Genomic DNA, 21,737 nt, shown 5'->3' with positions numbered 1-21,737 from the left:
TCGGTTCAGGCCAGATCGACGAAGACGCTCTTGGTTTCGGTGTAGGCATCGATCACGTTTTTACCCATTTCCCGGCCCCAGCCGGATTGCTTGTAACCGCCGAACGGCGAAGCCGCATCGACCACGTTCCAGCAGTTGATCCAGACCGAGCCCGCCTTGAGCTGCGCCGCCACGCGGTGCGCCGAGCGCAGGTCGCGGGTCCAGAGGCCAGCCGCGAGGCCGTAGGGCGAATCGTTGGCGCGCAACACCAGGTCGTCGATTTCGGTCCAGCTCATGACGGTCAGCACCGGGCCGAAAATCTCTTCGCGGGCGACACAGGCACGCTCGGCGCGATCAAGGAACACGCTGGGTGCAAGGAAGTGGCCACGCTCCAGGTGAGCGGGACGGTCGCCACCGCAGATCAGTTCGGCGCCCTCCTCCCGACCCCGTTGCAGGTAGCCCTTGACCGTGTTCAATTGGCGACCGGACACCAGCGGGCCCATGCTGCTGGCCGGGTCCAAACCATTACCGAGAACGTGGGCGGCGGCATGGCGCTGAAGTTCTTCCAGCACTTGATCAAGCACGCTGGCATGTACGTATAAACGCGAGGCGGCGGTACACACCTGGCCCTGGTTGTAGAAGATGCCATCGGCGGCGCCTTTGGCGGCGCGCGCGATATCGGCGTCTGGCAAGATGATGTTCGGCGATTTGCCGCCCAGCTCCAGCGAGACCTTTTTCATGTTGCTGGTCGCCGCCTGAGCGATCAGCCGGCCGACCTGGGTCGAGCCGGTAAAGGCGATCTTGTCCACGTCGGGATGCTGCGCCAGTGGCGCGCCCGTTTCAGCGCCAAGGCCGGTGATCAGGTTGACCACCCCGGCTGGAAACCCGGCGGCCTCGATCAACTGCACCAGTCGGATCGCCACCAACGGCGTTTGCTCGGCGGGCTTGAGCACCGCCACACAACCGGTCGCCAACGCCGGGCCGAGCTTCCATACGCACATGTTCAACGGGAAGTTCCACGGCACGATCAGTGCACATACCCCCACCGGCTCACGCAAGGTGTAGTTGAGCATGGGCGCACCGCTGGCCGGCGATACGGGCAGCGTGCTGCCTTCGATCTTGGTCGGCCAGCCGGCGAAGTAACGCAGGATGGTCGCCGCACTGGCCGCTTCACCGCGAGCGGCGGCGATGGGCTTGCCGTTCTCCAGTGTGATCAACTGCGCCAGTTCCTCGCGGTGTTGATCCAGCAGGTCCGCCAGCCGGAACAACAGCAGGCCGCGCTGGGCGGGTGATTGCAGCGCCCAGGCGCCGTTGAACGCCGAGCGAGCGGCTGCAACAGCCGCATCGACATCACGCGCATCACCCTGGGCGACTTCGCTCAGGGTTTCTTCGGTAGCCGGGTTTTCCACTGCAAACCGCCGGCCAGCGGCGGCATCCTGCCAACTGCCGCCGATAAACAAGCGGCCCGGTTGGGAGAGAAAGGCCTGGACAGCCGGTAGCACTTCGAACTGTTTCATCATCGACTCCTTCACAGCGCCATTTCGATCAGACAAGGACCACCGTCGGCCTTGGCATTGGCCAGCGCCCGTTGCAGTTCGGCGTTGGTTCGCACCGTGCAGGCCGGCACGCCGTAGCCCTTGGCCAGGGCCTTCCAGTCAATCCGCGGGTTATCAAGCTCCGTCAGGCGCAGGGCTTCGGGGCCCATTTCGGTCATGCCGAAACGACGCAGTTCGTTCTGCAAAATGGCGTAGCGATGGTTGGCGGCAATCAGGATCACCACCGGTAACTGCTCGCGGGCGATGCTCCACAGGGTTTGAATGGTGTACTGGGCACTGCCATCGGATTGCAGGCAGAACACGCGATTGCCCCGCTCCGCCAAGGCGGCGCCAAACCCCACCGGGATACCCTGGCCAATCGCGCCACCGGTATTGGTCAAGACCCGATGCCGCGCGGCGCGGGCCGAGGCGGTAAAAAACGGATAGCCGCAGGTACCGCCTTCCACGGAGACAATGCTGTCGTCCGGCAGCGACGCGGCCAGCACCTGGCCGACGGACTGAGGTGTGAGTTCGGCATGGCCGGGCGGCAGTTCGATGCCCAGCGGCGTCGGCACGTAGGCCGGCGCATTGAGGGCATCGGCCAGCGCCGTCAGCGCGCCGGCCACATCGTCACCGACATCGGCCAACGCCAGCAGCCGCTCACGCTCCGCGAGGCGCGACGGTATGCCTTCGTAGCCGAAATAGCTGATGGGCTCCGGCACCCCGGCACACACGACCTGGTCGTACTGCTCGAGGATTTCAATGGCGACTTCCGGGAAATACGGCAGGCGATCCAGGTCCGGCAAACCGCCGCCACGGTAGCTGAGCCGCGGAAAGGTCTCGGCAAACAAGCGCACGCCCGACAGCTGGGCCAAGCGCCCCGCGGCTTCCAGACCGGCGACCGACAAGCCCTCATCGCCGACGATAAACACCAGGCGTTGCCCATCACGCAGTGCCTGCGCCACCGTCTCGACCCGGTCACCGGCAAACCGCCGAACCGGCGCCCGCATCGGCGCGAACACACCGTTGTGCGTTACCGCGCTGGCTTGCAGGTCCATGGGCAGAATCAGGCTGGCGATCTGCCCTTTGGCCTGCCAGGCCGCCCGTACCGCCTCCTGCAGATCCTCGCCGATACCCGACGCCGTGCGCGAGGTGCGCACCCAACCGGAGACGGTCCCGGCCAAGGCCTGGATATCACTGGCCAGCGGCGGATCGTAGTTGACATGCCATGACGCGTGATCGCCGATCACGTTGACGATGGGCGTATTGGCACGCCGCGCGTTGTGCAGATTGGCAATGCCGTTGGCAAACCCCGGGCCCAGGTGCGTCAAGGTCATCGCAGGCTTGCCGGCAATCCGGCCATACCCATCCGCCGCCCCCGTGCAAACCCCTTCGAACAGCGACAACACCGGCTTGAGTGCGGGAGCGCTGGCCATGGCCGCCACCAATGGAATTTCGGTGGTTCCGGGGTTGGCGAAGCAGTATTCGATACCGCTTGCCGCCGCCGCATTCACTATCAGTTGCGCACCATTCATTTTCAGCCCTCTTGCTTGAGCATTTGCAGTGATGAGATTTATCACACAAAAATATTCAACCAACAAGCCATTTATTTAAATTTGTCTCGTTTATTGAGACTAAATGATCTTTTTACGACAAAACGATGCGCTCGAGATTGCGTTTTTCCGGCACTGCGGTAGTGTTGCGGCAGCGCTTGGCGCTCCCGCAGGCTGCCTGGTCAACGCTGGAACGAAACACGTGCCCCCCCTTCTTTAGGAACGAAATGAGCAGTCTGAGCAAATTACTGAGTGTCCTGGACCTGTTCGGTCCACAGACGTTGAAGATCGACCCCGACACCATTGCCGAACGCATGGGCCTGTCACGTGCAACCGTGTACCGTTACGTCAAGGATCTGTGTGAGGCCGGCCTGCTGACCCGCGTGGACGCCGGCAGTTATGGCCTGGGGCCGCGGGTCATCGAACTGGACTGGATGATGCGGCAGTACGACCCGATCCTCCTTGCCGGGCGCGAGTTGATGCACGAGCTGTCCGCGCAAACGGGTCTGGCTGTGTTTGCGAGCGTTTTTTATGATGGGCGCATCATCAACACCTACATCGCCGAACCCACCGACACCTATCACTTTGCGTTCGGGCGCGGGCAACCCCTGCCGTTTTTTCGCGGCGCGCAATCCAAGGTATTGATCGCCTTCCAGAAAGGTCGTCGTTTGCAACGCTTGTTCGACGAACATATGGCCAACGACCCGGATAGCCCTTATGACTGGCCGACCTTCTCCAAGGCCGTGAAAAAGATCCGCAAGGACGGTTACTGCCTGACCCATGATGAACTCAACCTGGGCCTGACCGGCATCGCCGCGCCCATCATCCAGGCGGATATCGACGAAGTGGTCGGCAGCCTTTCCGCCGTCGGCAACACTCAGAGTTTCAAGCTGCTGCGTCAGGAAACAGTGATCGAAATGGTCATGGATACCACTCGGCGTATCGCCGAAAACATGCGCAATCAGTCGAACGCCAGCGTGTCCTGAGCCATGGACAAACCGCCGGTCCCTTACCCTGGACACGGCGGATGAGCACTCAGAACGGAACAGCCACCGTCAACTGGCTGTACAGGTTGGTACCATTGCCGCCGACTTGATTGCCGCCCGTGGTTGAGTCCTGCTTGGGTTTGTAGAGGCCAATCAGTGGGGTGACGATCAAGTGCGGGTTGACCGCCCACTCGGCGTAGACATCCAGCTCACGGGCATCGAGGTTCAGCGCATTGCTGGTGCGCAGCGTCTCGAAATCGAAGTACAGCGCGCCCAAGGTCAGGTTCTCCAGCGGAGTTGCCTTCAGCCCGAGGTGCTGAATGCGGGTATTGCTGTTGAACGGCCCGGCGTAATTGCCGGCGACTTCGCCCTGAAACCAGGTTCCATAGCCCATGCTCAAGCCGGTGAACAGCGAATCCCATTTCTGTGAATAGCGGGTATAGCGATAGGTCACCTTGGGCGCCCAGGCGGTATCGGCGAAGGTGTAGCCCGCTTCGCCGTACCAGGCTTTCTCCGGCCCGCTATCCTTGTCCTGCCAGGCGTACTCGAACGCCAGGCTGACGTTCTTGATGCCCGCATCCCCTTCACCGCGCACGCTGTAGACATTCATGCCTTTGCGCTGGCGTTGCAAGTCGCTGGCCCATTGATTGTTCACATCGATACCGTGTATCCAGGTCAGCCCCAGCGTACCCGGCTTGGTGGTGTAATCCAGCGTGCCGGCGGCCAGTTCGGTTTCAGCCTGGGCGCGGTTGTCGGACTTGAGCCACAGCAGGCTGCCGTGCAGGCCATCTTGCCCGCCAAGACGCAAATACGCGGTTTGATCGAACGCATGCCGTGCCGCCAGATAATAAGCACCGCCACGGTTCATCGTGCCATTGGCCGGGCCCTTGCCCAGGTTCGGTCCGTCATCGTTGATCAGGAACCCTCGGCCCAGCTTGACCACCTGGCGCCCACCGGACACATCGACGCCGTCCTTGCCCAACGCAGGAAACAGCTCGCCGGAGCGCCATCCCAGGTAGGCGTCTTCGATCTTCGTTGTGCGCTCGGTACCCAGGGTATTGCCGGCCGGGTCACCGTCGCCCCAGGTGGCGGAACTGACCAGGGCGAACGCCCCATACGCGGTTCCCTTGCCCGCCAGAGCCTGGTCGCCACTCAATCCGTATTTGATAAAGCCTTCGCGCCAGGTAGAGCCCCCGGGTGTGCCGTCGTAGTTCTTGCGACTGTTGAACTGGCCGAACACGGCCGTCATGTCCGCGTTGAGGTGACGGCTCTCATCACTGTACAACTCGTAGGCGTGCACCTGGTTGATGGCGCAAAGCGCCAATGTGCACACGAGCGTGCTACCGAAAACTGGATGACGTGATGGATACCGCATGGCTCAAGCTCCTCATGGGCGCCTTTAAATAGGCTTTCTCAGGTATGGGTGTAACGTCGGTGCCGCCGCGCCGGCGGCGCTGGAACTCATGGGGTGCCAGACGTCTTCTCGGTGGTCTTGTATCTTTCGTACATGCTCATGTTCCTTATTCGGTATCGCGCTTGCGGACAAACAGCAGTTGCTGGCCGGTGAACTCCAGCAGCCCCTCGAGGCCGAACTCGACGCCAAACCCGGACATCTTGCTGCCGCCAAACGGCGTATTCGGCTGGATCTGCGCGTGGCAGTTGACCCAGGCAACACCACTCTCCAGGCGACTGGCCAAGGCCTGGGCCTGCTCGACATCCGGCCCCCAGACCGATCCGCCCAGCCCCATGTCGCCGGCATTGGCGCGGCGCAACACATCTTCGATATCGCGGTACGCGATCAACGGCAACACGGGGCCGAACTGCTCCTCATCGACCAGGCGATGACCGTCCGTCACGTCCGCGACCAGGGTCGGCGGATAGAAGAAGCCGGGGCGATCCAGACGCGCGCCACCACACAACACCCGCGCGCCGTTTGCCCGCGCGTCGGCAACCAGTGCGTCCACAAGCTCCAGTTGTTCAAGGTTCTGCACCGGACCAAAGGTGACGCCGGCGTCGAGGCCATCACCCACCACCTGGCGCGCCGCAATCCGCGTCAGTGCATCGGCGAAGGCCTGGTACTGCGATTCGTGGATGTAAAGGCGCTTGAGCGCGGCACAGGTCTGGCCCATGTTGAGGAACGCCGCCTGGAAAATCTCCTCGGCCACCGCCTCAACCGACGTACCGGGCAATACGATTGCCGCGTCGTTACCGCCCAGTTCCAGGGTCAGGCGCTTGAGGTTGCTGGCGGCACCGCGCATCACGCTCTGCCCGGTGGCGGTCGAGCCGGTGAAGACAATCTTCTGAATGCCGCTGTGCGAAGTGATCGCGCGGCCGAACCCTTGTTCGCCCGTCACGCAATTGATCACACCGTGGGGCACATGGCGGGCAATGATCTGCGCCAGACGCAAGGTGCTCAGCGGGGTCAGGCTCGACGGTTTGCTGATCACACAGTTGCCGGCACGCAACGCCGGCATGATGTGCCAGACGGCGATCATGAACGGCCAATTCCACGGCGTGATCGACGCGACCACCCCCAAAGGCTTGCGATGCAACTCGATCCGTTGCGCGGGGGTTTCTTCCACCAGTTCCACGGCAATCTCCTGCCCGGCCGCGTAGCGGGTCCAGGCAGCGGCGCCCATGACTTCGGAAAACGCCAGTGCCAGCGGTTTGCCTTGTTCCAGCACAATCAACCGGGCCAGTGACTCGGCTTCCCGTTCGATATCCGCCGCTACCGCCAGCAAGCGCTCGCAACGGTCGGCGTGGCTGCTCTGCCGCCAGTCCTTGAATGCCACCCGCGCGGCGTCAACCGCCTGGTCGAGTTGCGCCAGCGAGCCCGCGGGGCATTGGGCGAACGCCGCGCCAGTGGCGGGGTTGATCACGTCAAAGTGCCCCTGTTCACCGGCAACCTGAGCCCCGTTGATGAGCATCTTGTAGTTGTGCATTGGGAACCTTCCTTTCACACACTGACGAGCCATGCCGAGCAACGGCAGGCCGGTATTGTCTGGGTAATCGAGTTGTATCGAGGACCGCCTTAAAGCTTGTGGCTGCCCAAGGCGAGAAACCGCTGTGGCGAGCTCTTCCGCAGTCGCGCGGCGAGAACGATGCCGATGATCAGGGCCACGGGAATAATGGCGCAGAGTCCGTAGGACAACAGCTGGCTGGCCCCGGTCAGTACGTCGAAATGCACCACTGCCAGCACCAGAACGATCACCAACGCCAGGCACGAGAAACCGGGCAGGATGCGCCCTCGCCAGAGCCCGACATTGAGCTCGGGATGACACTGGAAGTAGACGCACACCGCAACGGAGGTCAGCGCCATCAGCAAGATCACGCAGAGGGTGGCGAGGTTGGAGAACCAGGAGAACAGTTGCAGGATCGGGTCTGCATCCAGGGCCGCGAAAATCAATACCACCACCGCGGCAATCAGGCTCTGCAACGCCGAGCCCATGTGAGGACTCTGATGCACGCGATGGGTGGTACCCAACAGACTGTGCAACAGGCCGTCACGGCCGACGGCATAGAAATAACGCGCGGCGGCGTTGTGAAACGCCAGCAGTCCGGCATAGATACTCACCATGAACAGCACCCGAATGATCTGGGTCAGATGAGGCCCGACGAAGTGATCGGACATGCCGTAGATAAACGTCGTGGGATCCTGCAGGGCCTGCAGCATCGGCACGATTTTGTCCGCGCCCACGCCCACGACCATCGACCACACCGAAATCGCGTAGAACCCGCCGATCAGCAACACTGAGCTGTAGGTGGCAATCGGAATGGTACGTTGAGGGTTTTTCGCTTCTTCACCGTAAATGGTGGTGGCTTCAAAGCCGATGAAGGCCGCGAAGCAAAACAACAGGCCGATGGATGGCGTACCGCCGAGCAGGTGGCTCCGGTCGAACGCATCAAGGTTGATGCCGCTGTCACCGCCGGACTTGAGGACGGCAAAATCCAGGATCAGGATCGCCAGGTACTCGGCGATCACCACCACCGACAGCACCCGCGCCGACAGGTCGATCTTGCGATAACCCAGAATCGCGATGCTCGCCATCGCCACCAGCGAGTAGGACCACCACGGCAACACCAAACCGAATACGCTTGCCATGGTGCCGCTGACGACCCCACCGAACATGCCATACAGCCCGACCTGCAGAATGTTATAGGCAAACATCGCCAACACCCCCGCCGCACCGCCTGCCAGGCCACCCAGACCACGGGAGGTGAACGCATAAAAGCCGCCGGCATTGGTCAGGTGCCGGGCCATGGTGGTGTAACCCACCGAGAACGCCAGTAGCACCAGCAAGGCCAGGATCAGCAACGCGGGGGTACCGGCGCCGTTGCCCAGCATAATGCCAATCGGGAAGCCACCGGCGATCACACTTAAAGGGCTCGCCGCCGACACCACGAAGAAGATGATGAAGCCGACACCCAGGGCGCCGCGCTTGAGCTCCGTGGAGCTATTGATCGGGATAGATACACTCATTTTGTTGACCTTATTGTATGAGGCAGTCGCTGGTGGGTTGGCCCGATCAAACTCCATCGGCACCAATTAGCGTTTTTGTTTTGGTTGCGCGCTGAGTTTGATCCTATGCCCGCACCAGAACCGCTCGCTATCCCAAATCGGTAGCATCCGAAGCGCCGCCCCAAAACAGGTCGAGGCGGCATGGGCGATCGAAGCGCTGTTGCCGATTCGGGATAGCCGCTTGCGCAGACCCTGCGCATGCTCGCGTCACCCGCTCTATCACCCAGATGCCGGCACCGATAATAAAAGCGAGAGCCTGGTCCTCGGCCCATCGCAACCAAAGCCCTCTGCAGGAAACCTCAGTCATGCGTTCAGCTCACCTAACCCTCCAATGGCGAATCACACTCCTGAGCGGCCTGTGCCTGCTGACTGTCGTCGGCGCGCTGATAGGTGCCTCTGTGTACCAGAATCAACAAAGCGCAAAACTGCTCAAGCAGCAGAGCAACCAGTTGCTTGGGCAAGCCGCATTGGAGCGCCTGCAAGCCCAGGCCGTTGCCCATGGCCAACATGTAGAGCGCTTTTTCAACGAAACGGCGTTGTATGGCGAGGGGTTCGCCGAACAGGTCCTGCAACTGCGCGAGCAAACGCTCAATGGACGCCTCACGACTGCGCAGTTGCGCGAAACACTGGTCAACGCGAGCCGTCAGGCACTGCTCAAACGCGAAAATGTGCTCGGCCTGTACGTGATACTGCTGCCTGACGCGCTGGCCGGCGCAGACGCGGGTTTCGTCGGGCAACGCGCGCTCGCGGGTAACGAAACCGGCCGCTTTGCGCTGTATTGGTCGCAGAGCCAGCCGGGGCAGTTGGTGCAGGAGGTGCTGACCGAGACGCAAATCGCCGCCAACACCGCGCCACCCGGCAGCGAACCGGAAAACGCCTGGTACACCTGCCCCCAAACACAAAAGCGGATTTGCGTAGTCGAGCCCTACACCGTCGAAGTGGAAGGCCAAAAAGTCCTGATGAGCAGCATTTCCATCCCCCTGATCGTCAACGGCAAGACCCTCGGCGTGGTCGGCATGGACATCAGCCTCGACACCTTGCAAAAGTTGGCCGCCAACCTCGGCCAGGACCTGTACCAAGGCAACAGCGAAGTGACCATTCTGTCGTCCTCGGGTCAAGTGGCGGGACGCAGTGGTGACGTCTCGGGCGCTACGCTGGATATACGCCAGGCCGTACAGACCGTGAAGGGCAATCCCCCTTGGCAATTGGAATTCAAGGTCCCGCAAGCACGGGTGCAGGCACCCGCCCAACAGATGCAAAGTGAACTGGACGACAGAAGACGTGAGTCCAACTGGCTCAACCTTGGCCTGGGCATCCTTGCCAGTTGCCTGGGCATGCTACTGATCTGGCTGGCCGCCTACGGCGTGACACGCCCGCTGCTGAAGATGGCCGGGCTGCTCGATGCTATCGTCGAAGGCGACGGTGACCTCACCCAACGCCTGCCCGCCGGACGTCACGACGAATTGGGCCAATTGGCCAATGGGTTCAACCGTTTTCTCGACAAGTTGCAGCCGATTATTCGCGACATTCAAACCGCTTCCCGGGAGACCCGCAGCAGTGCCGATACCTCATCGGGGATTGCCCGGGAAGTCAGCGCGGGCATGCAACGCCAGTACCGTGAAGTGGAGCTGGCCGCGACCGCGCTGCACGAAATGAGCGCCAGTGCCCAGGAAGTCACGCGCCACTCCCACGCTGCCGCAGACGCCGCGGCCGCTGCTGAAAGCGCGAGCCGATCGGGTCAAGCGGTGTTTTCCAACGCCGAACGCAGTATCGAAAGCCTCGATCAGCGCCTGGACACCACCCTTGCGCAAGTGCGCGCCCTCGCCGCCAGCAGCGCGCAGATCGGCCAGGTGCTGGATGTCATCAGCAGCATCGCCCAGCAGACCAACCTGCTGGCGTTGAATGCAGCCATCGAAGCGGCCAGGGCCGGCGAACAGGGGCGCGGCTTCGCGGTGGTGGCCGATGAGGTCAGGCACCTGGCCAGCAACACCCAGAGCTCGGTCGAGCAGGTCCGCACGGTGATAGAGACGCTGCAACAGCTGAGCCAGGAGCTGGTGCACAGTGCCCAACTGAGTCGCGAGCAAGCCGGCGGCAGCGTGATCCAGGTACAGCAGACCCGTGCGGCGCTGGAAAATATTTCCCAGGCCGTGACGGTAATCGAACAGATGAACCAGCAGATTGCGAGCGCGGCCCTGGAGCAAAGTACGGTGGTGGAAGATATCAGTCATCGGGTCAGTGACATTCGTGGCATCAGCGAAACCCTCGCCAACCGGGTGAATGAGGCGTCGAAGGCCAGTGATTCACTGCATCAAATGGCCCATCACCAACAGCAACTGGTCGGTCATTTCCGTGTGTAAGAGGTATGCCGTCTTGACTGAGTTAAAGTGATCGCCGTCCCATTTTCCATCAATGAGCACCACTGATGATTTCTCCACGCCGCTGGCTGATCCTCGCGATTATTTCCAGTGCATTGCTGCTTATCGTCATCGACATGACGGTGCTGTACACCGCCCTGCCCACACTGACCCGGGAGCTTAGTGCCTCGGCTTCGGAAAAGCTCTGGATCGTCAACATTTATGCACTGATCGCCGCCGGGCTGCTGCTGGGCATGGGCACACTGGGTGACCGTCTCGGGCACAAACACCTGTTCATCGGCGGGCTCGGCTTGTTTGGTCTGTTCTCACTGATTGCGGCGTTTTCACCCTCCGCCGGCGTACTGATTGGTGCGCGCGGTTTCCTGGCGGTTGGCGCGGCGATGATGATGCCCGCCACGCTGGCGATCGTACGGGTGACGTTCACCGAGCCACGCGAACAGGCCATGGCGTTCGGTATCTGGGCCTCGGTGGCTTCAGGGGGGGCCGCGTTCGGCCCAGTGGGGGGAGGCCTTTTGCTGGAGCATTTCTGGTGGGGTTCGGTGTTTCTGATCAACGTGCCGATTGTGCTGGTGGCGTTAGTCGCCGGCGCTCTATTGATCCCGAATCACCCGGGGGATGCCAGCAAACGCTGGGACTGGCTGGGCTCGTTGCAGGTGATGATCGGGTTGATCAGCGTGGCGTATGCCATCAAGGAACTCGGCAAGCGGGCGCCCTCCTTCGAAGGCATGCTGCTGGCACTGGCCCTGGGCGCGCTGTTCTTGACGCTGTTCATTCGGCGTCAACGCCGCGCTACCCAGCCGATGCTCGACCTGGCACTGTTCAAGGCGCCTGGTTTCAGAAATGCCGTTATTTCAGCGGTCGTGTCAGCCGCTGCGTTGATCGGCATGGAGCTGGTATTCAGCCAACGCCTGCAACTGGTGCTCGGCCTGTCGCCGCTGGAGGCGGCATTGTTCATCCTCCCGCTCCCCCTGGGCTCGTTTATCTCCGGACCGCTTGCCGGTTACTACCTGCCTCGCCTGGGGAACCAGCGGATGCTGTTCTGGACGTTGCTGTTGTCGTCAGCGTCGATGCTGGCCTGCCTGTTGCTGTATGACGCCACGGTATACCTGCAACTGATCATCCTTGCGCTGCTCGGTTTTACGATTGGTGCGGCACTGACCGCTTCGTCCAGTACCATCATGCTCAGCGTTCCCGCCGACCAGGCCGGCATGGCCGCTTCCATCGAGGAAGTGTCCTTTGAACTGGGCGGTGCGGTGGGTGTGACCTTGGCGGGCAGCCTGTTATCGGCGATTTATGGGTATTCGGCGGGCGTGGTGATTCCGTCCTGGTTGACCCGCAACCCCGCGACATTCGAGAGTCTTGACGATGCGCTGGTGGTCGCCGAAACGTTATCGCCCGACGGCGCCGCGATGCTGAGCGCATTTGCCCGTTCGGCGTTTGACGCAGGCTTTGTCGCGGTGCTCGCAGCATCGGCAGCGCTGCTTTTGATCGCAGCGCTGCTGGTCAGACTGAGCAAGCAAGCGGCGCAGGGCACGCCTTAAAGCTTGTGGCTGCCCAATGCGAGGAACCTCTGCGGCGACGCCTTGCGCAGCCTCGCCGCGAGGAATACCCCTCCTAGCAAGGCCAGCGGAATAATGGCGCAGAGGCTATAGGACAGCAGTTGGCTGGCACCGGTCAGCACATCGAAATGCACCACCGCGAGGATCAGCACCGCGAACAGGGCCAGGCAAGAGAAGCCGGGGAAAATCTGCCCACGCCAGACCCCGACCTTGAGCTCGGGGTGGCGCCGGAAGAACACCAGCACGGCCGCCGAGGTCAGCGCCATCAGCAAAATCACGCACAGCGTGGCCAGGTTGGAGAGCCAGGCAAACAGTTGCAAGATCGGATCGGCATCCATCGCGGCGAAAATCAGCACCACCACGGCCGAGATCAAGCTCTGCAACGCCGAGCCCATATGCGGGCTCTGGTGCACGCGATGGGTGGTCCCTAACTGGCTGTGCAACAAACCGTCACGGCCGATGGCATAGAAGTAACGCGCGGCGGCGTTGTGAAAGGCCAACAGACCGGCATAGATACTGACCATGAACAGCACACGGATAATCTGTGTCAGTTGCGGGCCGACAAAGTGGTCAGACATGCCATAGATAAACGTGGTCGGATCCTGCAAGGCCAGCAGCATCGGTACGATTTTGTCGGCGCCCACTCCCACCACCATCGACCACACCGACAGCGCATAGAAACCACCGATCAGCAACACCGAGCAGTAAGTGGCAATCGGGATGGTCCGCTGTGGGTTCCTGGCCTCTTCGCCGTAAATGGTCGTTGCCTCGAAGCCGATAAAAGCGGCGAAGCAGAACAGCAAGCCGATTGACGGCGTGCCGCTGAACACATGGCTGCGGCTGAACGCATCCAGGTTGATGCCACTGTCGCCGCCGGATTTGAGGATGGCGAAGTCCAGGATCAGGATCGCCAGGTACTCGGCGATCACCATCACCGACAGCAGCCGCGCCGACAGGTCAATCTTGCGATAACCGAGGATCGCGATGCTTACCATCGCCATCAGTGAGTAGGACCACCACGGCAGCACCAGACCGAATACGCTTGCCATGGTGCCACTGACCACCCCACCGAACATGCCATACAACCCGACCTGCAGGATGTTATAGGCAAACATCGCCAGGACCCCGGTGGCGCCACCGGCCAGGCCGCCCAGCCCACGGGCGGTGAAGGCATAAAAGCCGCCGGCATTGGTCAGGTGGCGCGACATGGTGGTGTAACCCACCGAGAAGGCCAGCAGTACCAGCAAAGCGAGGATCAGCAATGCCGGGGTACCGGCGCCATTGCCCAGCATGATGCCGATCGGAAAGCCGCCGGCGATCACACTTAACGGGCTCGCCGCCGATACCACGAAGAAGATGATAAAGCCCACACCCAAGGCGCCACGCTTGAGCTCCGTGGAGCTGTTGACCGGGTTAGATACACTCATGTTATTGACCTTATTGTATGAGGCAGTCGCTGTAGGATCGGTGCGGCCGGTTGTTTACCGGTACCGAATAGCTTGTCGTTGTTGTTGCACGCTGGCATTGATCCTATGCCTGCCCGGCAACGCCCCGGTATCCCAAATCGGTAACGCAAGCACCCACGGCGAAACACCTGCGCCGCTTGACCAGCCGACGCAGGCTATTTCAGGTCTTTCTACATTTTTTTGTGTTCAGGCACGCACGCAACCGGTGATGGCGGCGCGGGCGGTATGGGACGGCAACTCCGCGAACAGCTCCTGGTATTCCGCCGCAAAATGACTCAGGTGATAGAAGCCCCACTGGGCAGCGGCATCACCGATCGAAAGCTCGGATGCATGGGTAGACATCAAGGTACGGCGTACACCGTTGAGCCGCACAGAACGCAAATAATTGAGCGGTGTGGTCTCGGCGACCGAACGGAAGCTGTTCTGCACCGTGCGCCGACTCACCTGGAGTCGCTGGCACAACTCGATCACGCTGGGCACGTTGATCATTTCGGCGGTCGCCAGGCGGTGGCATTTCTCAACGATAAAACTACGCGTGGAGCTGGGGCTGCGCTGCTGCTTGTCACAGGCCGGGTCGGTCATCAGTTGCAGTAACTCACCGAGCATGGCCTGCTCCAGCGCCACCTCCCGTTCCCGATCGCGCGCGCTGTCGAGATCTTCGTCCACCAGGGCCTCGGAGAACAACGCCAGCAATCGGCGCCGAGCCTGTGCGAATCGCTGGGGAGAAACCCTGATCACCGGCTGGCGCAGCAACCGGCTGAGTTCCTTCGCTGACGCTGTTTGCTCCAGCGCTTCTTCGAACAACTCACGCTCGAAGGTGATGGACAACAGCTCCATGCCCATCGGCATATGGAACATGAACTCTTCGCCACCGTGAAGAAAGAACAGGCTGCTGTCATCCGCCTCGCGCCCCTGCATCCGAATCGAACCGGGGACGTTGATCGGCACGGCAAAGCACATCTTGCCGCGAGGGGCCACGCCGTTCTGCACCACGCGCTGGTTGATCTGCTCGAGAAACAAGTGGCAACCCGACGTCGTCAGCTGCATGAGCGAACTCTCGGCGGAGCCTGCGGTTAACTGGCTGTAGTCCTGGCTCCACTGCTGGATGGTGGCTGCATGGACATGGATATCTCGAAAATGGCTGATCGTCTGGTTTTTCATTGGGTCGCAAGCCTCTACCAATATTCTTGTTTTTAGATCGCCGTCCCGTTTGATATTCGCACATAGCACAAGTCCTGCAAGTTGTTTGTGGAATCGACCATGCGTTGGAGGTGCCTACCCATGTGCCGATTCGGGCTACCGGCCACGGACGCGCCCCGGAGATGATCGGCACACTTGCATCGACATCCCAGAGAGACCGTCATGAGTGAAGCCAAATTTGAATCCCTGCACTTCGCGGATGCCCCGCGGATGACATCCAGCACGCTTCCCGGCCCCAGGACCCGCGAGGCCCTGGCGTTGTCGGCGCGTACCGAGTCGATGGCGCGCGGCGGCGGACGCATGCCGGTGGCCATGGACCGCGCCTTCGGCGCGACGTTCAAGGACCCCGACGGCAACACCTACATCGACCTGTCCGCCGGCGTGGGCGTCAGCAGCGTAGGTCGCTGCCACCCCAAGGTGGTGCAGGCGATTCGCGAACAGTCCGAAGTACTGATGCACGCCCTGGAAATCAACAGCACCCGACGCACCGAACTGGCCGCCAAGCTTTCCGAGATCGCGCCCGACGGTTTGCGTGGCGACTGCATCACCTTCTTCACGCAAAGCGGCAGCGATGCGCTGGAGGCCGCGATCAAATTCGCCAAGCGCATCACCGGGCGGCACCAGATCATCGCCTTCCACGGCGGCTACCATGGCGTGTGGAACGCCTCCGGCGCCCTGACCACCGGTACTGCTTACCGCAAGGGCTATGGCGCCCAGATGGGTGGCGTGATTCACGCCCCTTACCCTTACGCCTACCGTTTCCCCTTCGACACCACCCACAAAAGCGCCGAGCAGATCGCCGGTGAGTACGTGGACTATCTGCTGAACACCCCCTATACCGCCGCCGATGACGTGGCCGCCGTGATCGTGGAACCGGTACAAGGCGAAGGTGGCTACGTGCCGCCCTCGCCAGAGTTCCTGCAACTGTTGCGCAAGGCCTGCGACCGCAGCGGCACGTTGCTGATTGTCGATGAAGTGCAGTCCGGCGCGGGGCGCACCGGCAAGATGTGGGCGGTCGAACATTCCGGCGTGAAGCCCGACATGCTCACCTTCGGCAAAGGCATCGGCAGCGACCTGCCAATGGCCGGCCTGATCATGCGCTCGGACCTGGCGGCGCAGATTCCCGATGGTTCAATGCCCAACACCTTCGCCGCCAACTCGTTGTCGGCGGCGGTGGCGCTGACCAACATCAGCATCCTGCAGGATCCGGAGCTCGACCTGCTCAACCGCGCTCACGCGCTGGGGTTGGAGGCACAGGAGCACATTCGTGGCTTCAACAGCCCGTTCGTCGGTGAAGTGCGCGGGCGCGGTCTGATGATCGGTATCGAACTGATCGAAGACCCGGTCAGCAAGGCCCCCCTGGCGGGCGAAAAGATCGGCCAACTCATGGGTTACCTGCTCAACCACGGCGTACTGATGATTCCCTGTGGCCGCTACAGCAACGTGATGCGCGTCATGCCCTCGCTGACCATCTCTCGCGAGCTGTTCTTCAAGGCACTGGATATCTTCGGCGACGCCCTGGCCTCCCTCAAGGCGTGATCTTGCCCACTACTTATGGACCGCAAAATGACTGAGCACTTGAATCACTTCATCGAAGGCGCTGGCGTCGAAGCCTCCGACGGCCGTCGCATAATCCTGATCAATCCCGTGACAGAACAAGTATACGGCAGCTCCGCGCGCGGCACGGCCGAGGACGTGGACCGTGCCGTGGGGGCCGCGCGCAGCCAACTGGAGCGTGGTGCCTGGAGCCAGCTTGACGGCGCCCAGCGCGGTCGATTGCTGTTGCAACTGGCAGACCTGGTAGAACGTGACAGCGAATTGCTGGCCGATCTGGACGCCAACGCCATCGGCCGCTCCCCCATCGAACCACGCCGGATGGACCTGCCCAACGCGATCGCCAATCTGCGCGCCGCCGCCGGCTGGGCCAACCAGCTGGAAGGTCGCACCATTCCCACCGGTGGCTACTTTGGCACCAAGACTCTTTCGTACACGGTACGGGAGCCAGTGGGCGTGGTCGGCACCATCGTGCCCTGGAATTCGCCGCTGATGATCACCGTGTGGAAGCTCGCCGCTCTGTTGGCGGCAGGCTGCACCGTGGTCATCAAGCCTTCGGAAGAGACACCGCAGTCCGCCCTGCACCTGGCGCGGCTGGCCCAGGAAGCGGGCTTCCCCGACGGCGTGATCAACGTGGTCACCGGCTACGGCAACGAGGTGGGGCGCGCCTTGTGCGAACACCCGCACGTCGCCAAGATCAGCTTCACCGGCAGCCCCGAGGCCGGACGCGAAATCCAGCGCACCGCCGGTGTGCTGTTCAAGCGCGTGGCGTTGGAGCTGGGCGGCAAGAGCCCGCAGATTGTGTTCGACGATGCCTCCTTCGACGACGCACTGCGCGGCTGCGCGCTCGGCCTGTTCGCCAACCAGGGCCAGATCTGTGCCGCCGGCTCGCGCATCCTGGTACAACGCGGCATCGCCGAGCGTTTCGCCGCGGCGCTTGCCGATGCCGCGCGAGCAGTCAAGGTAGGCGATCCTCGGGAGCCCGGCGTACAGATGGGACCAGTGGCCAAGAAAGCGCAATTCGATCGCGTCAACCGTTATATCCAACTGGGCATCGAACAAGGCGCCTCGCTACTGGCCGGTGGTGTATCGACGCCTGAGCGGGGCTGGTTTGTCCGACCGACTATCTTCGCCAATGCCAACAACGCCATGGCGATCGCCCAAGATGAAATCTTCGGCCCCGTCGGCACGGTGATCACTTTCGACAGCGAAGATGAGGCTGTCGCACTGGCCAATGATTCCACCTACGGCCTGGCGGCCACGGTCTGGACGACCGACCTGGTGCGCGCGCACCGCGTAGCCGCCGCGGTGAAGGTCGGCGCCGTGGGCGTCAACTGCTGGAGCCCGCTGGACGCCAATCTGCCCTGGGGCGGAGTCAAGACCAGCGGGATTGGTCGTGAAGGCGGGTTTGGCGGCGCGATGGCCTATACCGAGGAGAAGGTCATCACCGTGCTGCTGCCCAGCTGAAAATAATCCCTACCCAGACGAACCACCCCACAAGCCTTGTACAGTAGAGGGTGGACGTTCAAAAGTGCTTGATGCCTTTGATAATCAATGGAGAGACTACGATGAACCCGATAGACCAACAGACAACCGATCGGTATCCGACGTCCCTGCGAATTCTGCACTGGGCGCGCGCCGTGCTCGTCTTGGGCCTCCTCTGGGCAGGCTGGCATATGACCGGTCTGAATGACGAAGTGGCGAGCAAGTACGAGCTCTATTACCCCTGGCACAAATCCTTCGGGGTGCTGACGTTCCTGGTTATCCTGACTCAGCTCGCCGTGCGTTTTCGCACCCCGAGTTTGCCACAGCCGCTGGAAACGCTGGAGGGGTATGAAAAGTTCCTGTCACGACTGACACAGCGCGTCATGTACGTGCTGCTGGTGATCGTGCCGTTGATGGGTTACTCCATGTCGAGCACCTACACGATGAGCGACGGGGTGTTCTTTTTCGGGATCAACCTGCCGGAGCTCCTGGCGAAAAACGACGATTGGTTCGTCGTTTTCCAATGGCTGCACAAAGTACTCGCCTATACCCTGCTCGGACTGATCCTGTTCCATGTCGCAGGCGCCCTCAAGCACCGGTTCTACGACCAGGATCCTCGACGCGACGTCCTGCGTCGGATGCTGTGAGTTGATGGGGCGTTGACGCAAACATCAACGCCCCACGATTCACAACAGAGCTCAATGGCGACTTAAAAAGCCACCCACACAATGAACTGCATGTACGTGTTCGTTGATGCGCTACCACTCTGCCGGCCACCGTTGCCGAGCCACTTCTCGGGCTTGTAGAAGCCAATCAGCGGCGAAAGCGTGATGTTATCCGTCACCGCCCAATCCAGAAACAGGTCGATCTCGCGTGCGGTGAAGTCCTGTTCATTACGACGGGATAGCTGGTGGTAGTCGAAGGCCATCGCGTTAAGGGTCAACTTATCGGTCGGCCGAACGGCAAGGAGTACGTCGTTGATCTCCATGTTCGAGGTCACGGAACCTGCATAATTGAGCGCAATTTCACCCTGGTAGCGTTTGCGGTAGCCGCCCTGGAACAGAAAGTCCCAGCCTGAGGAGTAGCGCGAATAGCGATAACTGACCGTCGGTTGCCAGCGGACATCGGCGAAGGTGTAGCCCGCGTCGAAGAACATCGCCCGCTGTGAGCCCGAACTTTTTTCCTCGCGGGCCACCTCGAATGCGAAGTCGGCGTTCTCGATCCCGGCATTGCCCTGCCCACGAATGCTGTAGACGTTCATGCCCTTGCGCTCGAGCCGATCAGCGAAGGCATATCGCTCGTCCACATCCAGGCCGCGCACGTAGGTCGAACCGATCGAACCGATGGGCGTCGTGTAATCGATAGTACCCACAGCCAGTTCGGTCTTGGACTGCCCGGGGTTATCGGACTTCAGCCATATCAGGCTGCCGTGCAGCCCCTCCTTACCGCCCAGCTTCAGCACCGCCGTATTGCCAAACGCCAGGCGCTGGCCGAGGTAAAAGGCGCCACCGCGGTTGAACCGGCTGTCGCGCACGCCCTCGATGGGATTGAACGCGTTACCGGCGGAGAATCCATCGTCGGTGATCAGAAAGCCGTCCACCGTGACAATCTGGCGCCCGAACGAGAAATCCACACCATCCTTGCCCAGGGCAGGCAGCAGATCGCCTGATTTCCAGCCCAGGAAGGCGTCCTCCACAGCCGTTCTTCGCTCGTTCCCCGCCGTGGTCGCCCCCATGTCTCCGTCACCCCATGACCCGCTGCTGAGCAGGCTGAAGCCACCATAGACCGAGCCGGCGGTGATCTTGTCCGTAGAGCCGCTGAGACCATATTTGGCGTAGCCCTCCTGCCAACGCATGCTGCCGGGTTGTTTCTGCGGGTCGCCGATATAGTTGCGGGTACTGCTGAACCAACCAAATCCGGCGCCCAGCTCGGCGTTCAAAACGGTGCCACCGCCATCTTCGTTGTAGAGCGTGTAGGCGTGTGCCTGCTGCTCAAATGCACAGAGTGCAACCAGCGAAAGTAACGGGGCAAATGGGGGTGCGCGCATGACGTCTCTCCTGTTTTTATAGTTGTGAGGCGAGACAGAAGTGTTCCGGTTCGGGTCGCGAAAGTGGTAACCCAAATCAGCATGTGCAAGCGCTTGCCGCACCTTCGTCGCGCGATGCCTCGCCACCGAAGAAAATACCTCGGTACCTTGAATGGTTGCCGTTTTGGGCTACGGCCTCTGAACGCGCGGGCCCTATGCTGGGCCCATAAGAACCATAAAAATCGAGGCGCCCGTCATGACCCCTTTGTCACCCTTCCCGTTGTTACGTCAGGGGCTTTGTCTTCTGACCCTCATTGCCTGCGGTGTTTTGCCGCCTGTTGCCAGTGCCCACCATTCATTCGCGCTGTTCGACCAGACCCAGACGATCACGATCAAGGGTGTGGTCGAGCGATTTGCCTGGACCAACCCTCACATCACGATTTACCTCGATGTGCCAGGCCCGCCGCCCCAGCGCTTCAAGATCGAGACGGGCAGCGTCAACGCGTTGCAGCGCACAGGTTGGCGTGCCGACTCGATCAAGGCCGGCGAAAGCGCCGAGGTGTCCTTCAAACCGCTGAAAAACGGTGACCCGGGCGGCCTGCTCGTGGAGATCAAGATCGGTGACGTCGTGCTCTCGGGTGGCGGATAAAGGCAGCCTCTCCCGAGTGCGGCGACAACAGAACTGGGCAAACCAGCAACGCGGAGACATTTCAATGAAACCAGCACGAATCTCGAACGCAGCGGTGATCTTCCTGGGGGCGCTCCTCGTGACCTTCGCCGGGATGAGCAACGCCGCGACAGCGTCGAAATCTCCAAGCGACAAGCACAGCGTGGCCACACGGCCAGACATCAGCGGCACCTGGGAAAGAACCCCGGACGACTGGTTCGGCGAGAACCCGGACGATCCGGTGCACCCCGGCGGCCCGATGGACCTCAAGGCGTCGTATGCCGCCGAGTACGCCGAACTCAAGAAGAAAGAAGCCGTGGCGAACGCAGCCGGGACGCCGATCGCCACCACCAGTTCCAGATGCCTGCCCGAGGGCATGCCCACGATGATGGCGGCGCTCTTCCCAATCCAGATCATTCACGACGACAAACAAGTGATCGTCCTCGGCGAGTATCTCCAGCAGGTGCGGCGGATTCTCTTGAACCAGGCCATGCCACCAAAAGAAAAGCTCGACCCGCTCTACCAGGGCCATTCGCGTGGTCACTGGGAAGGTGACACGCTCGTGGTAGAGACCCAGCGAGTGCGAACGGACGTGCGCTTCTATGACGTGCCCCACGGGCCGGATATGAAGATCACCGAGCGCCTCCGGCTACGCGGGCCGGATCACCTGGAGAACCAGGTCCTGATCGAAGACCCGCAGGTACTCAATACCCCGTATCACTTCACGTTTGAGTACAAGCGCTCCAGTTACGCCATTCAAGAGTACGTTTGCGAAAACAACCAGATCGTGATCGACAGCGAGGGCAAGGCATCTCTGAACCTTGAGTGAAGCC

The 21,737-nt window shown here is 61.5% G+C and carries 16 protein-coding genes and 1 pseudogene; 9 read left to right on the top strand and 8 right to left on the bottom strand.

The window, feature by feature from the left end:
• Positions 1–5: 5 nt before the first annotated feature.
• Positions 6–1,496, bottom strand: a complete 1,491-nt coding sequence (locus PFEN_RS10940; RefSeq protein ID WP_191486843.1) for an aldehyde dehydrogenase family protein — start codon at positions 1,494–1,496, stop codon at positions 6–8.
• 11 nt (positions 1,497–1,507) lie between these two features.
• Complete coding sequence (locus tag PFEN_RS10935; protein ID WP_191486842.1) at positions 1,508–3,049, bottom strand: acetolactate synthase large subunit; 1,542 nt, start codon at positions 3,047–3,049, stop codon at positions 1,508–1,510.
• Between the two features lie 245 nt (positions 3,050–3,294).
• Between PFEN_RS10935 and PFEN_RS10930 the strand changes: the two genes are divergently transcribed.
• Positions 3,295–4,053, top strand: coding sequence for an IclR family transcriptional regulator (locus tag PFEN_RS10930; RefSeq protein WP_191486841.1), 759 nt, complete (start codon positions 3,295–3,297; stop codon positions 4,051–4,053).
• A 49-nt stretch (positions 4,054–4,102) separates the two neighbouring features.
• Here PFEN_RS10930 and PFEN_RS10925 read toward each other — a convergent pair whose 3' ends face one another.
• The 3 genes from PFEN_RS10925 to PFEN_RS10915 all read right to left on the bottom strand — a co-directional run bounded on the left by PFEN_RS10925 (position 4,103) and on the right by PFEN_RS10915 (position 8,533).
• Positions 4,103–5,428, bottom strand: a complete 1,326-nt coding sequence (locus PFEN_RS10925) for a hypothetical protein (protein ID WP_191486840.1) — start codon at positions 5,426–5,428, stop codon at positions 4,103–4,105.
• Positions 5,429–5,573: 145 nt separating this feature from the next.
• On the bottom strand, positions 5,574–6,995 hold the full coding sequence (locus PFEN_RS10920) for an aldehyde dehydrogenase family protein (protein ID WP_191486839.1): 1,422 nt from the start codon (positions 6,993–6,995) through the stop codon (positions 5,574–5,576).
• Positions 6,996–7,084: 89 nt separating this feature from the next.
• Complete coding sequence (locus PFEN_RS10915; protein WP_191486838.1) at positions 7,085–8,533, bottom strand: APC family permease; 1,449 nt, start codon at positions 8,531–8,533, stop codon at positions 7,085–7,087.
• A 266-nt stretch (positions 8,534–8,799) separates the two neighbouring features.
• Here PFEN_RS10915 and PFEN_RS31425 point away from each other — a divergent pair.
• From PFEN_RS31425 to PFEN_RS10905, 3 genes and pseudogenes are all read left to right on the top strand, one after another.
• A pseudogene (locus PFEN_RS31425) lies at positions 8,800–10,071 on the top strand (HAMP domain-containing protein); the annotation flags it as partial.
• Positions 10,072–10,173: 102 nt separating this feature from the next.
• A complete protein-coding gene (locus PFEN_RS31420; protein ID WP_412071424.1) occupies positions 10,174–10,929 on the top strand; it encodes a methyl-accepting chemotaxis protein in 756 nt (251 codons plus the stop codon).
• Positions 10,930–10,994: 65 nt separating this feature from the next.
• A complete protein-coding gene (locus PFEN_RS10905; RefSeq protein WP_191486836.1) occupies positions 10,995–12,488 on the top strand; it encodes an MFS transporter in 1,494 nt (497 codons plus the stop codon).
• On the opposite strand, the gene PFEN_RS10900 is transcribed toward PFEN_RS10905, so the two are convergent.
• On the bottom strand, positions 12,485–13,933 hold the full coding sequence (locus PFEN_RS10900) for an APC family permease (RefSeq protein ID WP_191486835.1): 1,449 nt from the start codon (positions 13,931–13,933) through the stop codon (positions 12,485–12,487). The genes PFEN_RS10905 and PFEN_RS10900 overlap by 4 nt on opposite strands.
• Positions 13,934–14,158: 225 nt before the next feature.
• A complete protein-coding gene (locus PFEN_RS10895; RefSeq protein ID WP_191486834.1) occupies positions 14,159–15,133 on the bottom strand; it encodes a helix-turn-helix domain-containing protein in 975 nt (324 codons plus the stop codon).
• A gap of 201 nt (positions 15,134–15,334) precedes the next feature.
• On the opposite strand from PFEN_RS10895, the gene PFEN_RS10890 reads away from it, so the two are divergent.
• The 3 genes from PFEN_RS10890 to PFEN_RS10880 all read left to right on the top strand — a co-directional run bounded on the left by PFEN_RS10890 (position 15,335) and on the right by PFEN_RS10880 (position 18,858).
• Positions 15,335–16,711 carry an aspartate aminotransferase family protein gene (locus tag PFEN_RS10890; RefSeq protein ID WP_191486833.1) on the top strand — a complete coding sequence of 459 codons (1,377 nt, stop codon included), beginning with the start codon at positions 15,335–15,337 and terminating at the stop codon, positions 16,709–16,711.
• Between the two features lie 27 nt (positions 16,712–16,738).
• Complete coding sequence (locus PFEN_RS10885) at positions 16,739–18,193, top strand: aldehyde dehydrogenase family protein (RefSeq protein WP_191486832.1); 1,455 nt, start codon at positions 16,739–16,741, stop codon at positions 18,191–18,193.
• A gap of 101 nt (positions 18,194–18,294) precedes the next feature.
• Positions 18,295–18,858, top strand: coding sequence for a cytochrome b (locus PFEN_RS10880; RefSeq protein ID WP_191486831.1), 564 nt, complete (start codon positions 18,295–18,297; stop codon positions 18,856–18,858).
• A 62-nt stretch (positions 18,859–18,920) separates the two neighbouring features.
• Here the strand turns inward: PFEN_RS10880 and PFEN_RS10875 are convergent, their stop codons facing one another.
• Positions 18,921–20,258 (bottom strand): hypothetical protein, encoded by a 1,338-nt coding sequence (locus PFEN_RS10875; RefSeq protein WP_191486830.1) that lies wholly within the window; start codon positions 20,256–20,258, stop codon positions 18,921–18,923.
• 235 nt (positions 20,259–20,493) lie between these two features.
• Between PFEN_RS10875 and PFEN_RS10870 the strand changes: the two genes are divergently transcribed.
• Together PFEN_RS10870 and PFEN_RS10865 are read left to right on the top strand one after the other, a co-directional pair.
• Complete coding sequence (locus PFEN_RS10870; RefSeq protein ID WP_191486829.1) at positions 20,494–20,886, top strand: DUF6152 family protein; 393 nt, start codon at positions 20,494–20,496, stop codon at positions 20,884–20,886.
• 64 nt (positions 20,887–20,950) lie between these two features.
• Positions 20,951–21,733, top strand: a complete 783-nt coding sequence (locus PFEN_RS10865) for a hypothetical protein (RefSeq protein WP_191486828.1) — start codon at positions 20,951–20,953, stop codon at positions 21,731–21,733.
• The last annotated feature ends 4 nt before the right edge of the window (positions 21,734–21,737 follow it).

Source organism: Pseudomonas sp. FEN, from assembly GCF_904067045.1.
Lineage (GTDB): Bacteria > Pseudomonadota > Gammaproteobacteria > Pseudomonadales > Pseudomonadaceae > Aquipseudomonas.
This window is presented reverse-complemented; position numbering and strand designations above follow the sequence as displayed.